The sequence below is a fragment of the Streptomyces huiliensis genome (assembly GCF_020037025.1).
In the GTDB taxonomy this organism is placed as follows: domain Bacteria; phylum Actinomycetota; class Actinomycetes; order Streptomycetales; family Streptomycetaceae; genus Streptomyces; species Streptomyces huiliensis.
Genome location: NZ_JAIQLH010000037.1, coordinates 52,071 through 67,532, shown reverse-complemented (window position 1 = coordinate 67,532; position 15,462 = coordinate 52,071). Strand labels below are relative to the sequence as shown.

Sequence of the window (15,462 nt, the reverse complement as noted above, 5' to 3'; positions counted from 1 at the left end):
CGGCGTCACTCGCCCGAGGCGTCGGAGGCGACCGCCCTGCGCCGCCGCAGCAGGAACACCGTCACTCCGCCGACCAGCACCAGGCCCGCCGCGACGCCCACGGCCGCCGGCGTGGTGCCGCTGCCTCCGGTGTCCGCGAGGTCCCGGTCCGCCGCGGCCCCTCCGGTCCCGCCGCCGGTCCCGTCCCGGCCCGTGCCACCGCTCCCGGAGCCGCCGCCCGACGCGCCCGGCGTAGCCGGCGTCCCGGACGGCGCGGGCGGGGTGGGCTGCGCGCCGGCGGCCGGCGCGTCCTTGGCCTCCAGCGCGGCCTGGGCGGCCAGGCCGGTCCGGCAGTCGAGCACGCCCGTGAAGGTCGCCGCGGAGCCGTCGGGCCCGCTGACGTCGATCCGGTACGCCTGGTCCTCGGCGACCTTGACCAGGACCGTCTCGGTCGTGTTCGGCTTCACCGTGTGCGCCGCACCGGCTATCCGGAAGGCGTAGGGCGCGTCACCCCGATTGCCGACGGTGATCTCGACGCCGCCCTTGGCGCAGTTCTTCCGGGCGGATATGGCGGGGGCGGCACCCTTGTCCGCCCACGCGGCGACGGCGCCGGCCGTGGCGGTGCTCCGGCTGGAGCCGGCCAGGATCATCGTCTGGGTGCGGACCAGGTCGCCGGTGAACACCCGGCCGACCGGGACCTGGGTGTTGGCGGTGGCCGTGACTCCGGCCATTCCGGCCGGGGTGCCGGCGGGCACCCCGAAGTAGAGCTGCCCGCCGTTGCCCGTGGTGGTGACGGGCTTGCCCGCCTTGTCCACGATCCGTATGTTCCGGGCGACGGCCTCCGCGGTGGGCGTGAGGCTGACGCTGTCCGCGGTGGTCCGGACCGTGACCGGGCCTATCCGTCCGCCGGACCGGCCGGACACGGCGAGCCCGTCCAGGGAGAGGGACGCCTTCGGCTCGGCCAGGTCCTCGGCGTTCTCGTAGAGGTAGTCGGCGAGCTTCTGGGCCGCGGGGTGGTCGGCCCGGACGTCGGCGCCGTCCGAGTAGCGCCAGATGGCGACCTGGGTGCCGGCCGCGGCGAGGCCGGGGTCGAGGGTGCCGGCGCCGGACTTCTCGGCGAGCGCGGCGAGGTCGTCGACCTGGGGGTAGGAGTGCTGCAGGATCCACCGGATCCGGCCCGCGTTCCGGTTGCGCTGGAGCGAGGACTCGCCCCAGCTCACCTCCCGGTACTTCGACCCGTTGACGGTCGCCGTGTCGGCGTCGACGCAGTAGGTCTGCACCGTTCCGCCGCCGTCGACCTTCATCTCGAACAGCCCTGCCGTGACGGGGGCCGACACGCCCCCCTTCTTGACATGTGCTCCGGATCTGGCGGTCGTCTCGCCGCTCAGCACCGCGCTGACGCCGCCCGCGTGCTGCGGCGCCTCCACCGCCGCCGCCGGACCGGCCGCGGACGCCGCGCCCACCACGGCGAAGGCCCACGCCAGGACGGCCGCGGCGGAGCGCGCGGGCCACCGCCTCGTTGCAGAGCTCATGGACTTCCTTTCGGGCGCGCGCGAGCCGTCGCGGGGCCTCGCGCGACGCGCCTGGGCGATGCGAAGCACCGGGCGATTCAGAAGCAGCGGCCCCCGTTGGTACGTGTGGGGGATCCTATGAAGCGGGCGCGACGCGGATGTCCCGCACGCCTGCCGGGCCGGTGATCCGAATCGGAATCGTTATCGGAACCAGGTGTTCAGTCCGGGTTTATCGACAAATTGCCCGGACAAAGGCCGCACTTCACAGGGTGCTTGGCGTCAACGAACCGCCGACATTACCCGTGGCTCGCGTTTCGGAAACCTCGTCAGACGGGTCGGACGCCTCCACGGATCCACCCGGCGGACCGCCCGGTTTGGCCGCACCACCCTCGCCACCCACGACCGCGCTCATCCGTGCCGCCTCCACGTCCGCCGCCGCCTTCCCCAGGACGCCCGCCATGCGCACCGGTTCGACCAGCAGCGGCCGGGCCGGCGACACCCGCCGGAACGCCGAGGTCCCGCGCGCGAGATCGTGCCCGATCGACACCGCGTCGATGTCCGCGGACGTCCACCGTCTCCCGTCCCGCTCCTGCGCGACGATGCGCAACTTCCCCTGGACCACCACCGGTTCGCCGACCGCGACCGAGGCGACCACGTTGTCGGCGAGCGCGCGCCGCGCCCACACCGAGTAGAAGCTCGTGTAGGCGTCCGTCCACTCCTCCCGCTCCCTGTCCCACCGGCGCACCGACGAGGCGAGCCGGAAGCGGCAGACGGCCGCGCCGTTCGCGGCCTCTCGGAAGTCGGGCTGGGTCGCCACATTGCCCACGACCGTCACCAGTGTCTCGTTCATCGCGTTGCCTCCCCCGTAGCGCGGCAGCCGGGACCGTCCGCGCGGCACGGCGCGGCCCCGGTACGGGCGGTGATCCCGCCCGTGACCTCATGGTGCACGCGGCGGGCAAGGCCCGTCGGGGCCTGTGGACAACGAGCGAGCGCGCGGAGGAAAGTCACCACTCACAGGAACACACCTGCATCCACGCACCCCCTCGGTTCACACCTCCCCCACCCTCCAGCGCTCACGGACGGCTTTTCCACAAGCCAGCGGAGCCGGAGGCTCACCCCTTCCCCTCACCCCTCCCCCGCGGCCACCACGTACTGCCCCCGCAACTCCCGATACCGCAGCAACTCGGCCGCCACCGGCTCCAGCACCCGTTCCCTGCCGCAGGCCGCGGCGGCGTTCCGCAGCCGGCGTTCCGTCTCCAGCCCGTACCCCCGGGCCGGCCCCCGGGCGGCCATCCGGCAGCCCCAGGAGAGCGCCGGCGCGCCCGCCGCGCAGCCCACCGTCAGCCCGCCGGGCACCCACCACGGGACCTCCGCGCCACCGCACAAGGCCGTCAGCAGCCACACCAGCCCGCCCAGTTGCAGCAGCACCAGGGCAACCTGAGCCGCCGTCGCCAGAGCCCACCACCGGGGCCGCACCAGCCGGGGCGCACCGCCACCGCGCGTGCGCCCCCCACGCGTCCGCCCGGCGCCCGTACGCCGACCGCCGGTGCGCCTCCCGCCCGTACGCCGACCGCTCGCATCCCTGCCGCCCCGACCGCCCCGGCCGCCCCGACTGCCGGACCGCTCCCGCTCCCCGCCCCCACCCCCATGACCATCACCATGACCAGGCACCCGCCGGCTCCCCGTCCGCCGTCCGCCCGTCCACCGGACGCCGGACGCGCCGCGCCGCGCGGCGGGCAGGGACGCCGCCGCGCCCGCCTCGTCCAGGGCCTCGGGCAGCCCCTCGGCGCCGCTGACGGCGGCCTCGCGGACGGCCACGGCCCACGGTTCCGGCAGCCCGGCGGACGCCTCGTGCACCAGCGTGCGCACCGCCTGCTCGACCAGCGGGCGGGAAGCCGTACGCCGTTGCGGCGGCGCCACGTCCGTACCACCGCTCGCACCGGCCTCACCCGTCCGCACATCCAAAGCCGTCCGGGCCCTCCGGGCCTTCCGGTAGCGGCGCCAGGCGCGGCCCCAGACCGTTCCACAGGCCCGTTCGGCACCGCGCAGCCAGGTCCGCTCGGCGCGCAGCCCCGACGCCCGGGCGCCGACCGCCTCCGCCAGCCGGTCCTCGAAGTCGAGCCGCGTCCCGTCCGTCAGTCCGGGGCGGCCGTCGGCGACGTAGACGGGGCGCAGGCGTGCCGAGGCGCGGTCGACGTCGGCGGTGAGGCGCAGTTCGGCGCCCTTCCTGCGGGTGACGAACTGGCCCAGCACCTCCCGCAGTTCCCCGACGCCCTCGCCGGTCAGCGCGGACAGCGCCAGCACCGCCGCCCCGGGCTCGCCGTGCTCGCCGAGGGCCAGGCCGTCCTCGTCGAGGAGCCGCCGCAGGTCGTCCAGGACCTGGTCAGCGGCGTCCCCGGAGAGCCGGTCGAGCTGGTTGAGGACGACGAACGTGACCTCCGCGTAGCCGGCCAGCGGGCGCAGGTAGCGCTCGTGCAGCACGGCGTCCGCGTACTTCTCCGGGTCCACGACCCAGATCACCGCGTCCACCAGCGCCAGCAGCCGGTCCACCTGCTCGCGGTGGCCGGGCGCCGCCGAGTCGTGGTCCGGGAGGTCGAGGAGGACGAGTCCGGCGAACGCGGGGTCGCAGGGGCGCGGCGGCCGGCAGCGCGACGCGACCGGGATCCCGAGCCGGTCCAGCAGCCCCTCCGCGCGGTCCGTCCAGGCACAGGCGACCGGCGCGGAGGTGGTGGGCCGGCGCACCCCGGCCTCGGAGAGCTGGGCGCGGGCGAGGGCGTTGAAGAGGGTGGACTTGCCGCTTCCGGTGGATCCGGCGATGGCGACGACGGTCAGGTCGAGCGGGTGCCGCTGCCGGGCGGCGGCCTCCTCCAGCACCCGTCCGGCCTCGTCGAGCGTCCCGCCGTCGAGCCGCGCCCGGGAGAGGCCGACGAGTTCGCGCAGGGCGCCCAGGCGGGCGAGGAACGCGCCGCTCAGGACGGTGGCGGCGCCCGGCACGGGGCGTGCGGGGGCGGCCGCACGCTCCCGCCGCTCCGGGCGCGCCCTCTCCTGATCCGCGCGCTCCGGGCGCGCGCGGCGGGCGATGAGTCCGTCGTCCCAGGAACGGTCGACGGCGTCGGACGCGGGCGGTCTGCCCGGCCCGCGGCGGCGGTCGGCGGAGTGCACCGCGGTCACCTTTCCTTCTGCAGCACGGACAGCGCGGCGATCAGTTCGACTTGGTGGTCGGGGGTCACGTCGAGGGCTTCCAGGGGGGCGGTCCTGCGGTCCCGCTCGGTCTCCAGCACGCGTTCCACGCAGGCGTCGAGGAGCTCGCCGCCGCGTTCGCGCAACCGGAGCGCGCTCCGCGCGCCGAGCGCCTCGGCGAGCGCCTCGCACGCGGACTGCGCGCGCCGGCCGCCCAGCAGCGCGGCGGCCAGCAGCGCGGTCACCCGGTCCGCGTCGGGGACGGCCCCGCGCTCCAGACCGCGGACCTCGCGCGCCTCCTCCTCCGCGTGCTCCTCCAGGCAGCGGCGCCAGTAGCGCACGGCCACCCCGATCCGGGCGACGGCGCCTTCCGCGTCCCGCGTGGCCAGGGCCGTGGCGGCGGCCGGGTCGCCGGCGCAGGCGGCGGCGATCTCCTCGTCGGCGGCGTCGACGGCACAGGCGAGCAGGGCGGTGAAGGCGTTGGTCAGGGCACTCAGCAGCTCATCGGACGTACTGTCGCGCGGATGCCCGCGCCAGTGCGTGAGCGCGTCGCCGGCCAGCGCCTCGCCGCCGGCCGCGTCGCGCCGGACCCGGTCCGCGGCCCGGGCGTACGCGTCCTCGACCCGCTGGAGCAGCCGCACCGCCGCCGAGTGCTGCCCCGCCGCCGCCCCGGCCAGCCCCGGCAGCCGCGAACCGAGCGACGCCAGCACGCCGTTGGCGGTACGGGCCCGGGCCACGGTCCGCGAGGCGGGATCCTGCGCCCGCTGGATCAGCCAGGCCCGCAGCCCCGCGACGGCCGTGACGGGCAGCAGCCCGCTCCCGCCGGCCACCGACTCGGGCAGCTCCGGGATGGTGAACCGGGGGACGTCCCCGAGCCCCGCCGCCTCCAGCAGCGCCCCGAACTGCCGCGCCACCTCCCCGGTCACCTGGTGCGGCACCCGGTCCACGACCGTCACCAGCGTCACGTCGTACTCCTTGGCCGCCCGCAGCAGGTGCCACGGCACCGCGTCCGCGTACCGGGTGGCCGTGGTGACCAGCACCCACACGTCCGCCGCGCAGATCAGCTGCGCCGCCAGCTCCCGGTTGCGCTTCACCAGCGAGTCGATGTCGGGGGCATCCAACAGGGCCAGCCCGCGGGGCAGCGCCCGGTCGGTCTCCAGCCGCAGCCCGGGCCGGTCGTCGTCCTCGTCACCCGTAGGGGTCACCTCTACGGGTACGTCCTCCAGCAGCCCGTCCCGTACGGGCCCCCGTACCCTGCGCAGCGCCGGCAGCACCCGCGCCCCGGCGAACCAGTGGTGATCGTCCGGATGGCAGACGAGCACCGGCACCCGCGTCGTCGGCCGCAACACCCCCGCCTCCGTCACCCGCCGCCCCACCAACGAGTTCACCAGCGTGGACTTCCCCGCCCCGGTGGACCCCCCGACCACCGCCAGCAACGGCGCTTCAGGGGCGCACAACCGGGGCACGAGGTAGTCGTCGAGCTGGGCCAGGAGCTCGGCCCGGTTGCGACGGGCGCGCACGGCGCCGGGAAGGGGGAGCGGAAACCGTGCGGCCTCGACGCGGTCCCGCAGTGCGGACAGCGCGTCGATCAGCCGGGGCCGTACGTCCAAGGTCGCCACATGTGCAGAATGCCCAATTCTGAGGTGTTTTTGAAGCGTATAGACCATGCCGCGCGGGGCGTGGCGAGTGGGGCCCGGGCATAACGAGTACACAACACCCGCCGCAGGAGGCGTCAAAAACGGTGCACGTTTCGCACTCGCCTGCGATTATCAGGACCGCTTCACCGAACCTCCACATCGTGTCACGGAGGTGAAGCAACCGGGACGAGGTACGCGGAGCCCTATCCTTGTCCCCGGCAAGGTCACGGCACCACCGAGCCCGGGGCTTCAGCCGTCCGCGACACCGCCGCACCACACCGGCCCCCGTAGCTCAGTGGATAGAGCAGGCGCCTTCTAAGCGCTTGGCCGCAGGTTCGAGTCCTGCCGGGGGCGCACCACGAGACCCTCCCTACGGGAGGGTCTTTTTACTGGTCAGGGGCAGTTTCGTGGCCCCTCGGAGACGCCGGACTCTCCAAGCGGAACCCCTCGGAGAGTCCGGTGCTGTCCGGCTGGAACCGGGATCCTACGGGTGTCCACGGTGGATACGCGGTGGCGCCACGGGCCCGGTCATTCCAGCTCGCTCACCTCCGGAAGATCCCCGAGGGCTTCCATCCGGCGCTTGAGATCCGGAACCTGGCCGTCGATGCACCCCGCGTACACCGTCAGCAGGACGGCCACGCTGTTGCCCGCCCAGTAGGCGACCTGGGCCGGCGGGTTGCCGTCGTTGAGCCACTTGGTCAACCGCGTGTGCCGGATGTCGTAGATCCGGCGCCCCATCGGCGACGCGTACTCGCGATCCGTGAACTCCTCCTTCCTGACGCTCCGCCAAGCCCTGCGCATCACCGAGCCCGCCAGAGTGCCGCCCTTCTCCCCCGGGAACAACTTGTCGCCGGGCTTCAACCCCTCCGCCTTGATGTACGCCCGGAGCGTCCTGGTCAGGGCGGGCGGCCCCGGCACGACGCGGGTGTCGCCCTCGCCGCGGCCCTTCAGCCCGCGCTCCTCGTGGATGGTGCCGTCGTCGGTCCAGTTCTTCCCGACTTCCGGCTCCGCGGTGTGGATGACGACGTCGCACCACTGGTCCTCCGCGTCCTCCGGCGGGAGCAGGACGTCGTCCACGTGCATCGCCACGGCTTCCTCCGGCCGCGGGCCGACGTAGTACATCGTCGAGAAGTAGGCGTGCAGCCGCCGGCCGCCCCGGGGGCGGCGGCTGATCCGGAGCAGCATGCGCGCCATCCGGGCCGGTGGGATCAGGGACCGTCTGTCCACCGCGTTGGAGGTGGAGGGGGTCGCGCCGCGGCCCTTCGGCAACGGGTTCTCGGGCAGCAGCCGGCGCTTCACCGCGTACTCCATGGCCACGTTCAGGATGCGCCGGTTGCGCTTGACGGAGCTGGCCGCGGCCACCTTGCCGTCGAGCCTTGTGTTCACCGCGCTCAGCACCTCTTCGACCTTGCCCGGGTCCTCCCAGGCCGCCATGGTCAGCGAGGACCGCTCCACCCACTTTAGGATCCTGGCGACCTCGGGCGGCGCCTCGTCCCGGCGCCGGGTGTTGAACGCGAACTCACGGAGGGCCGTCCGCACGTCCACCGGCGCGAAGGGGCACGAGGACGTGCGCAACAGCGCGATCGTCGTCGCCGTAAGCGCCTTGGCCGTGTTCTTCCGTGTGTTACCGGCGGTCCGCTTCCACTGGGCGTCCGCGAACTGCACGGCGAACACGTACCAGTTCAGGGCCTCGGCCTTCGTCCGGTGCGAGACCGGCCGACCGGTGACGAGGTCGAACGCCTCGCCTCGCCGGGCGGCGCTGACCAGTTCGGAACGGAAGGCGTCCGCCAGGGCCGCCGTCGCGAACGGCGCGCGCCACTCCTTGCCGTCGAGCGTCCAACGGACGGTGTACGTCACGCCGCGGGCTTGCTTGCGTGTGGCGGTCTTCCAGATCTTGACCCTGTACGTCGTCTCCATCAAGCGGCGTCCTCGTGGTTGTCGAGCCAGTGGTCCAAGTCGCCCCGCCGGACCCGGAGGTCGCCGTTGGGGAGCTTGATGCAGCGGGGGGCGCGCTTCTTCTGGCGCCAGTCGTAGAAGGTGGAGCGGGAGATCCCGAGTTCCTCGCAGACCTCGATGACGGTGAGCATCTTCCGGGGGCTGAGCTTGGTGATCGTCACAGTGCCTCCTCGGCGGGAAGGGGAACGGCCCTGCTCTCCCAGGTCCGCTACGTCCGCTACCTCCGCTACCGCGCAGGTCAAAGACCTGATCGCGGTAGCGGATGGCGGCTTGGTAGCGGATGGGATGTGCTACCGGGTGCCGGTTCGCGGGGTGGCGGGGGCGGGCTGGGTCGCGGACGGGTGGCGGAGGACGGTGGCGATGTCCGCCGGATCGCCCACGGCTGCCAGGTGGGATTGGGCGGCGTCGTCGTCCGACCGGGGCGGGCAGTAGCGCGCCCACGCGTCGGTAAGGTCAGCGGCGTGGTAGCCCCTGGCGACGGCCCCGGTGGGGGTTTTGAGGCTGCGGGACTTGATCGGGGAGCCGTCGGCGGTGACGTACTCCTTCAGCAGCGCGGCCAGCCCTCGGGAGTCGAGCGGCCGGCCGCCGAAGTCCCCCCAGGGCGCTTCCTCCAGGGAGTTGAGGTGCTGGAGGATGAGGGTGGTGGGCAGCTTGTCGGCGCCCGCGCCCGACTCGTCGAAGACGTGGTCGCGCAGGTCGGTCAGCAAGCGGATGCCGACAGACCCTTTGTCGTCGCTTCCGACTGAGACAAGGTCGAGGCAGGCGGCCCTGGCGCGCTCGGGCCAGGTACCGCCGGCCGCGTCGGCGATGGCGAGGAGCGGTTCCCACACGTCGGCCGGCCGGTCGGTGACGCCTTCGGGCATCTCCGGCCAGGCGCCTTCGATCCTCGGGCGGGCGGAGCGGGCCCAAGTCGTGAGCCTCTTTCTGAGGGCGTGGCCTTCCTTCTCGTGGATGCGCTGACGGTAGGGCTCGACCTTCTCGTTGGGGGCCCGGCGGCGCATGCGGATGATGACGGATCGGGTGCGGATGGTGTCGGGCAAGGAGCCGAGCCCGGCGACGGCGACAGCGCAGTACGAGGGGAACCCCTGCACGGTCTGCTGGCCGCCGTCGCCGGAGCACCGGTAGGTGACCCCGCTCCTGCGGTGCCCGGCGTTGAGGAAGCCGCGCAGTTCCTCGTTGTCCCCCGCCTTGGGGCCGAAGACGGTGTCGATTTCGTCGAAGAGGATCGTCGGCCGGGCCTCGTCCGAGACGCTGCGGAAGAGCGCGGCCGGGGAGGCGTTGATGGCCATCATCGGGCTGGGCACCAGCGTCTCGACAATCTCCAGGGCCCGGGACTTCCCCGACCCCGGTTCAGGGGAGAGGAAAGCGAGGCGGGGGGTGGAGTCGAAGGCGTCGAGGAGGTGGGTGTGGGCGTCCCACAACGTCACGGCGACGTAGGCGGCTTCGCTGGGGAAGACGTTGAAGCGGCGGTGGAACGCTTCCACGTCGTCCAGGAGCGCGGCGCCGTCATCGGGCGGGCCGGCGGCGCTCTCCGATGTCGGAGCGGTCTGCCCTTCGGCCCGATCCGGGGCCGGTTGCCCGGTGGGGCGCGGGTCGGGGGGAAGGGCTGAAGGGGCGGCCTGACGGCCGACGCTTTCCGGCTCGGCTGAGGGTGCGGGCCCGGCCTGGGTGGCCGGGCCCGGCTGGTGACCGGGTGGGGTCTGGCTTTTCAGGGTGGGGGTGGGAGGGGTGTTCACGTCGTCTCCCGGGGGCGGGCGGTGCGGATGGACCAGTTCAGGGCGCTGCGCAGGGTGGCGCGACACTGTGACGCCGGCAGTCCGGCGGCCTCTCCCCCAGCCTGAAAAGCCTCTTCGACCTCCTGGCGGTCGAGGTCGCCCCAGGCGATGAAGCGCCCCATGGCTCGGGCGGCTTCGAACAGCCGCCGCTCCCGCTCCCCTTTGGGGGCGGTGGCGACGGCTTCGGTCTCCCGGTCCAGGGCGGCGCGGGCGTACCGGGTGCCGTGCCGCGGCATGACCGGGCCGGACACCGGCCGGGGGGCGGGAGTCGGGCGGAGGGCGGCGCGCAGCCAGGCGGGGAGTTCGGCAGCAGAGCGGCCGTCGACCACTTCGTAGCTCCCGGCGGACGTGCGGCTGCCAGGAGCGACGACGCAGCCGCCCCAGGACCGGCTGTCGATGCCGGGCCCGAGCTTGCGGGCCGTGCTGGTCAGGCGCACGCCGGGCGGGGCAACGAAGTACAGGTGGGCGCCACCGCTGGGCGTCCGCACCTGTCGGGTGAGGGGGAAGGGCTGTCCGGCGCGCTCGCAGAGCGCCCGGAAGGTCGTCATGCCGTCAGGCATGTCCTCCTTCTCCTGCTCCGGCGTCCGGTAGCGCATCTCATCCGCTACCGCGGCCGGATCCGCTACCGAAAACACGTCCCTGACCTGGGCGGTAGCGGAGGTAGCGGACGTAGCGGACCTGGGAGAAGGGTGCCCTTCAGGCGCCGGCTTCGGCACGTCGAGGTCGATGACCACCAGGCCGGCCGGGCCGGTGGCGATGCCAACGTTGAACGCCGCCGTGGACCAGCAGCGCCGGATGCGCTCCGGGTCGACGGTGGCGCGCTGCTCCCATTTCACGTGTCCGTCGCGGCAGGGTCCGGTGCGAGGGCAGCGGAACTCGGCGTGGAGGGCCGGGCGCTTCTGTCCGGGGTGCAGGGGGAAGACGGGCCAGCCCTGCTCGGCCGCGGCCAGGGCAGCGGTCAACAGGTTCAAGTCGGTCATGCAGCGGCCTCCTTCGCGGTGGGCTGCTGGTGAGGGCAGGAGCCGGTGCGAGCGCGGCCGACGAGGTCGGCGACGGCCGCCCGCCCGCGAACGTGCTCCTGGTGGCCGCACCGGCACGTCCAGTCCGCGGCCGGGGTGCCGCTGGTGCGCACCTTCAGGCCGGGGTCGTCGGGGTGCCCCGCGGGCCGAGCTGCGGCGGACGGCGGGGTGAGCCGGTGGGCGAGCCAGGCGGGGAGGGGCGCCGGAGCGCCGTCGTGGACGACGCGGACGAGCTGCCCTTCGATCACCGTTCCGGCCGCGGGCACGTAGCCGCCGTCGGCCCGGACGGCGGTCTTCCATCCCAGGGCGCCGAGGCGGCTCTGGATGGGCGGCTGGGTGGGTGCGGCGAAGTAGAGGTGGAAGGTGCCGCGGTCGGTGCGCGCGCTGTACGTCGTGGTCGGCCAGTGCTGTCCGGCTTCCTCACAGACCACGGCGAAGACGTCGAGGCCGTCGCGGACGCCCGGACGGGCCCACCGCTTCGGTGGAACGTCGCGAGGGTCGGCGGGGACGTCGAGGACGATGACGACCAGGTGGGAGGGGCCGGTGGCAATGCCGACGCCGTACGGGGCGTGCTGCCAGCACTGCCGGATCAACTCCAGCTCGGTGGTCGCCCGGTGGTCCGGGGTGAGATGGCCGCCGGCGCACCGTCCGTTGCGCGGGCACCGGTTCGCGGTGTGGCCAGCGGGGAGGTCGGTGTCGGGGCGGAGGGGGAAGACGCGCCAGCCGCGCTCGGCCGCCGCGAGAGCCGCGGCCAGGAGCGCCGGGCCGTGGTCACGTGCCATGCTGGGTTCTCCTGTTCTGTGAGGACGGGAAGGGGGCGGCCTCGCGTCTTTGGCGAGAGGGAGGCCGCCCCCGCTCATCGGAGAGTCAGAACGGCGGTTCGTCGTCCGCGGCGGCCGTGGCCGGTCGCTGGGCGGGGCCCGAGGTGCTCCACTGGTCGACGGCGGGGGCGCTGCCGCGCTGGTTGCCCTGGGTGCGCTCCGGGGTGGCGGTGGCGAAGCGCAGGGACGGGCCGACCTCGTCGGCGTCCAGGACGAGCATCGAGCGGTTCTCTCCCTGGTCGGTCTGCCAGTCGAGCTGCCGCAGCCGGCCGGTGACGACCACGCGGTTGCCCTTGGCCAGGCTGGTGGCGACGTTCTCGGCGAGGGAGCGCCAAGCGGTGCAGCGCAGGAACATGGACGTGCCGTCCTTCCACTGCCCGCTGTCCTTGTCGTAGCTGCGCGGGGTGGAGGCGACGGTGAACCGCGCCATCGCGGCGCCGCCGGCCGTGTACTTCAGCTCGGGGTCGGCGGCGAGGTTGCCGACGACGGTGACGGGGGTCTCTCCCACGGACATGCGGTGTCCTTCCTGGTGGTCAGGCGGGGATGTTGGTGAGGTGAAGCTCGTCGCCGGTGATGGCCTCGGTGAGCATCGCGACGAGGTCGCGGGCGGCGGGCGGGGTGACGGCGTTGCCGAGCATGAGCACGCGGGTGCGCTTGTCGCGTGCCAGCAGCAGGTAGCCGTCGGGGAAGCTCATGGCGGCGGCGTACTCGTGGGGTTCGAGCATCCGGAACCGGCACTCCTCCACCGCCGTCACCGTGCCGCCGTAGAGGGCACCGTGGCGTTCGACGGTGGTGACGGTGGGCAGGGGCCGGTCGGCCGGGCGGGCGGTGCCGTTGCTGTAGTACGGCACGACCAGGTCGGGGGCGGTGACCACGCCGTGGTGGTTGCCGCCGGCGGTGACCGTGGCCAGGGGGCGGGTGATGGCCCGGTGGGATGAGCTGCCGCCGCGCAGCTCGACCATGTACGGCGGCAGGGCGAGGGCGGTTTCGTTGCGGGTGGTCACCGTGCGCAGGGGCAGCGAGGCGGGGGCGGCCTTCTTGCCGTCGCGGCCCTCCACCGGCACCGCCAGCGGCTCGGCGAAAGCGGCGAACCCGGCCCGGATGCGGCGCATGGTGTCCTTGGCCAGAGGGCGCTTGCGCTCCCCGATCAGGGCCGCGGGCAGGGACCAGTCGATGGCGTCGGCGGCCGGGCGGACGCCGGGTTCGACGATGGCGTGGCGGCACTGCGACTTCGGGCAGCGCCACACGTACTGGGCGCGGGCGCCATAGCGGCCCCAGCGCCGATCGGGGCGCTTGAACGCCTGCACCGCCCGCACCCGCCCGTGCACCGCGCACTCGGCTGCGGGGCGGGTCCACTTGTCGAAGTCCGGGCGGCGTTCCCCGCGCCGCCACAGCACGACGTACATGCGGTCGCGGGACTGCGGGGCGGGCGGGCCGTAGGCGGCGGCGTGCATGGAGTTCATCCATACGATCCGGTGCTCGTATCCCCAGGAGTCCAGCGCCGCCAGCCATGCCTGGAACGCCGCCCCGGGGGACTGCTCGGGGCCCCACCAGTAGGCGTCGACGACGTTCTCGACGACGATGCCGCGGTAGCGGTGGGCTTCGGCGAAGCGCACCACGTCCCACATCGTCGCCCGGGAGCGGATGGCGGCTTCGTCGGTACCGTCTTCGGCGAACAGCCCGTCCTGGTGCTCCCCATGGCCCCTGCGGCGCCCCTTGGCGATGGAGTGGTTGGTGCACTCCGGGGAGGCCCACAGGATGTCCGTGGCCGGGTAGCGGCGCGGCTCGACCTGGGAGAGGTCGGCGCAGTCGTGATCGGCAGTGGGGTGGTTGGCCTGGTGGGTGTCCACCGCGTGCCGGGCGTGGTTGGCGGCCATCCGCACGGCCACACCCGGGACGGCGACGGCGCCCGTGGAGGAGCCGCCGGCGCCGCAGAAGAGGTCGGTCATGGTCAGCATGCATCAACTCCGTGCTGTGAGCGGGAGCGAGGGATATCCGGGCCGCCGCGCGTCAGGCGAGAGGACGGCGGCCCGGCGGTGGTACCGGTGAGCGCGGCGCGCTCACGCGCTGCCGGGCAGACCTACCGGTCGTGACCCGAGGGGCGCGGGCAGGAGCACTTGCGGCCGGCGCGGACGCAGCCACATGCCATCGCGTACTGCTGGCGGACGTAGCCGCGCGGTTCGGCGTCGACCGCGTGGTCGTACGGTCCCTCCGGTCCGCCGGTGAACGACCCGTAGGTGCGGTCGATGTGGATGAGCCGGTAGGCGGCTTCGAGCGCGAACCGGTCGGCATCACCGAAAGAGCGGTCGTCGTCGGCCAGAGCGAGACGGTCCAGGGCAGCGGCCCTGCGCAGCCAGACGTCCCGCACGTCAGGCGAGAATGTTCCGAAACCGCTACCGATGACGGCTTTCGTCGTCCACTCGATCTCGCTGTGGGCGCTGGGTGCCAGGGCGTAGGCGTCTTCGGGCGTCGGCCAAGACATCGATTCCGGCCGGTGGTCAGCGGTGAGGTACAGCCGCTGGCCGTCGCGGTCACGGCAGGGTCGGCGCCGGACAGCGCTGACGTCGAACTCGTCCTTGAGCCGGGTGAGGACGCGGTCGGTGTCACCGGGGGCGCAGATGATGCGGATCTCGAACACGGTTTTCCTCCGCTTCAGAACGGCGGTTGGTCGTGGGTGTCGGCCGGACGAAAGCCCCCTCGACGTGCCGCGGGGGAGCGGAGGCGGCGCGTCCAGGCCGGGGGCTTGGGGAGCCAGATGTGGGCCAGGGGAAGGAACGGTGCGCAGTCGCAGTCGTCGTAGTCCGGCTCTTCCTGGCCGTAGACGCCGCACATGACCTCTCCTCGGCCGCCGCAGGTGCGGCAGTTCGGGTCGGGGAGTCGGTGCAGGGCGAGGATCGGGCGCGGGCCGGTGTGCCGGCCGGAGCTGCTGGTGGAGCTCCAGCTGGCCCAGTACCGGATGGTCAGGCGCCTGCGGGCGAGGAAGCGGTGGGTCATGCGCTGCCCTCCTCGTAGGCGGTTTCGGTCGCATCGGCCATCTCGTCGAAGTGGAGGAGGAGTTCGCCGAGCTGGCGGTGGGTGAGCAGTCAGGTGTAGTAGTGCTCCCATTCGAGGCGGTCCAGCTCGACGGTCACGACTTCGTCGTCCATGAGGGGCTCCTTGGCAACTGATGGTGTTGTTGACCTGCCCGAACGACGGTCGGCGCTGGGCGTCCGGGCGCTGCAAGCGCAGGCTTGAGCGAAGGACGAGGGATTCACAGGCGGAAGTCCTCGTCGGCCCGGACGGTGGCGAACTCCATGTGCATGGAGTCCGGCCCGAAGCCCGGGTCGAAGGCCGCGTCCATGTGCTTGCCCGCGGCTCGGTGGGCGGCCCTGTGGGCGATGTCGGTCAGGTCGTCGCAGACGAGCCACCCGTCACCGGTCAGGGCCCACCCAGCGGTGGAGTCTCCGTGGGCGGTGGCGTGGGCGATCGCTTCTGCCGCGGTGCCGAGGTGGGGGGCGAAGTCGTCGTCGCCCATGTCCTGCACCGTCCGGCCGCACAGATCACAGACGGCGATGAAACAGATGACTCGGCGGATGGCCATGGTG

General features: G+C 73.5%; 15 protein-coding genes and 1 tRNA gene. 1 reads left to right on the top strand and 15 read right to left on the bottom strand.

Features of this window, described 5'->3' with window-relative positions:
• Positions 1 to 5: 5 nt before the first annotated feature.
• The 4 genes from JNW98_RS08645 to JNW98_RS36545 all read right to left on the bottom strand — a co-directional run bounded on the left by JNW98_RS08645 (position 6) and on the right by JNW98_RS36545 (position 6,280).
• Complete coding sequence (locus tag JNW98_RS08645; protein WP_223767513.1) at positions 6 to 1,511, bottom strand: thioester domain-containing protein; 1,506 nt, start codon at positions 1,509 to 1,511, stop codon at positions 6 to 8.
• A 241-nt stretch (positions 1,512 to 1,752) separates the two neighbouring features.
• A complete protein-coding gene (locus tag JNW98_RS08640; RefSeq protein WP_223767512.1) occupies positions 1,753 to 2,340 on the bottom strand; it encodes a single-stranded DNA-binding protein in 588 nt (195 codons plus the stop codon).
• 275 nt (positions 2,341 to 2,615) lie between these two features.
• Positions 2,616 to 4,661 (bottom strand): GTPase, encoded by a 2,046-nt coding sequence (locus JNW98_RS08635; RefSeq protein WP_223767511.1) that lies wholly within the window; start codon positions 4,659 to 4,661, stop codon positions 2,616 to 2,618.
• Positions 4,658 to 6,280: a dynamin family protein gene (locus JNW98_RS36545; RefSeq protein WP_223767540.1), complete on the bottom strand. Its 1,623-nt coding sequence runs from the start codon at positions 6,278 to 6,280 to the stop codon at positions 4,658 to 4,660. The genes JNW98_RS08635 and JNW98_RS36545 overlap by 4 nt, the downstream gene beginning before the upstream one ends.
• Before the next feature lie 308 nt (positions 6,281 to 6,588).
• Here JNW98_RS36545 and JNW98_RS08625 point away from each other — a divergent pair.
• A tRNA-Arg gene (locus JNW98_RS08625) sits at positions 6,589 to 6,661 on the top strand.
• A gap of 174 nt (positions 6,662 to 6,835) precedes the next feature.
• Here the strand turns inward: JNW98_RS08625 and JNW98_RS08620 are convergent.
• The 11 genes from JNW98_RS08620 to JNW98_RS08570 all read right to left on the bottom strand — a co-directional run bounded on the left by JNW98_RS08620 (position 6,836) and on the right by JNW98_RS08570 (position 15,458).
• Complete coding sequence (locus JNW98_RS08620) at positions 6,836 to 8,224, bottom strand: tyrosine-type recombinase/integrase (protein WP_223767510.1); 1,389 nt, start codon at positions 8,222 to 8,224, stop codon at positions 6,836 to 6,838.
• On the bottom strand, positions 8,224 to 8,394 hold the full coding sequence (locus tag JNW98_RS08615; protein ID WP_223767539.1) for a helix-turn-helix transcriptional regulator: 171 nt from the start codon (positions 8,392 to 8,394) through the stop codon (positions 8,224 to 8,226). The genes JNW98_RS08620 and JNW98_RS08615 overlap by 1 nt, the downstream gene beginning before the upstream one ends.
• A gap of 159 nt (positions 8,395 to 8,553) precedes the next feature.
• Entirely contained in the window at positions 8,554 to 9,747 is a 1,194-nt protein-coding gene (locus tag JNW98_RS08610; protein ID WP_223767509.1) for a DUF3631 domain-containing protein, read from the bottom strand.
• 248 nt (positions 9,748 to 9,995) lie between these two features.
• Positions 9,996 to 11,018 carry a bifunctional DNA primase/polymerase gene (locus tag JNW98_RS08605; protein ID WP_223767508.1) on the bottom strand — a complete coding sequence of 341 codons (1,023 nt, stop codon included), beginning with the start codon at positions 11,016 to 11,018 and terminating at the stop codon, positions 9,996 to 9,998.
• Entirely contained in the window at positions 11,015 to 11,839 is an 825-nt protein-coding gene (locus tag JNW98_RS08600) for a bifunctional DNA primase/polymerase (protein WP_223767507.1), read from the bottom strand. Before JNW98_RS08600 ends, JNW98_RS08605 begins: the two co-directional genes overlap by 4 nt.
• An 85-nt stretch (positions 11,840 to 11,924) precedes the next feature.
• Positions 11,925 to 12,392, bottom strand: coding sequence for a single-stranded DNA-binding protein (gene ssb, locus JNW98_RS08595; RefSeq protein WP_223767506.1), 468 nt, complete (start codon positions 12,390 to 12,392; stop codon positions 11,925 to 11,927).
• A 19-nt stretch (positions 12,393 to 12,411) separates the two neighbouring features.
• On the bottom strand, positions 12,412 to 13,836 hold the full coding sequence (locus JNW98_RS08590; protein ID WP_223767505.1) for a DNA cytosine methyltransferase: 1,425 nt from the start codon (positions 13,834 to 13,836) through the stop codon (positions 12,412 to 12,414).
• A gap of 122 nt (positions 13,837 to 13,958) precedes the next feature.
• Positions 13,959 to 14,516: a hypothetical protein gene (locus JNW98_RS08585; protein ID WP_223767504.1), complete on the bottom strand. Its 558-nt coding sequence runs from the start codon at positions 14,514 to 14,516 to the stop codon at positions 13,959 to 13,961.
• Positions 14,517 to 14,530: 14 nt separating this feature from the next.
• Entirely contained in the window at positions 14,531 to 14,872 is a 342-nt protein-coding gene (locus JNW98_RS08580; RefSeq protein ID WP_223767503.1) for a hypothetical protein, read from the bottom strand.
• An 89-nt stretch (positions 14,873 to 14,961) separates the two neighbouring features.
• Positions 14,962 to 15,132, bottom strand: a complete 171-nt coding sequence (locus JNW98_RS08575; RefSeq protein WP_223767502.1) for a hypothetical protein — start codon at positions 15,130 to 15,132, stop codon at positions 14,962 to 14,964.
• Positions 15,129 to 15,458, bottom strand: coding sequence for a hypothetical protein (locus JNW98_RS08570; protein ID WP_223767501.1), 330 nt, complete (start codon positions 15,456 to 15,458; stop codon positions 15,129 to 15,131). Before JNW98_RS08570 ends, JNW98_RS08575 begins: the two co-directional genes overlap by 4 nt.
• Positions 15,459 to 15,462 lie beyond the last annotated feature (4 nt).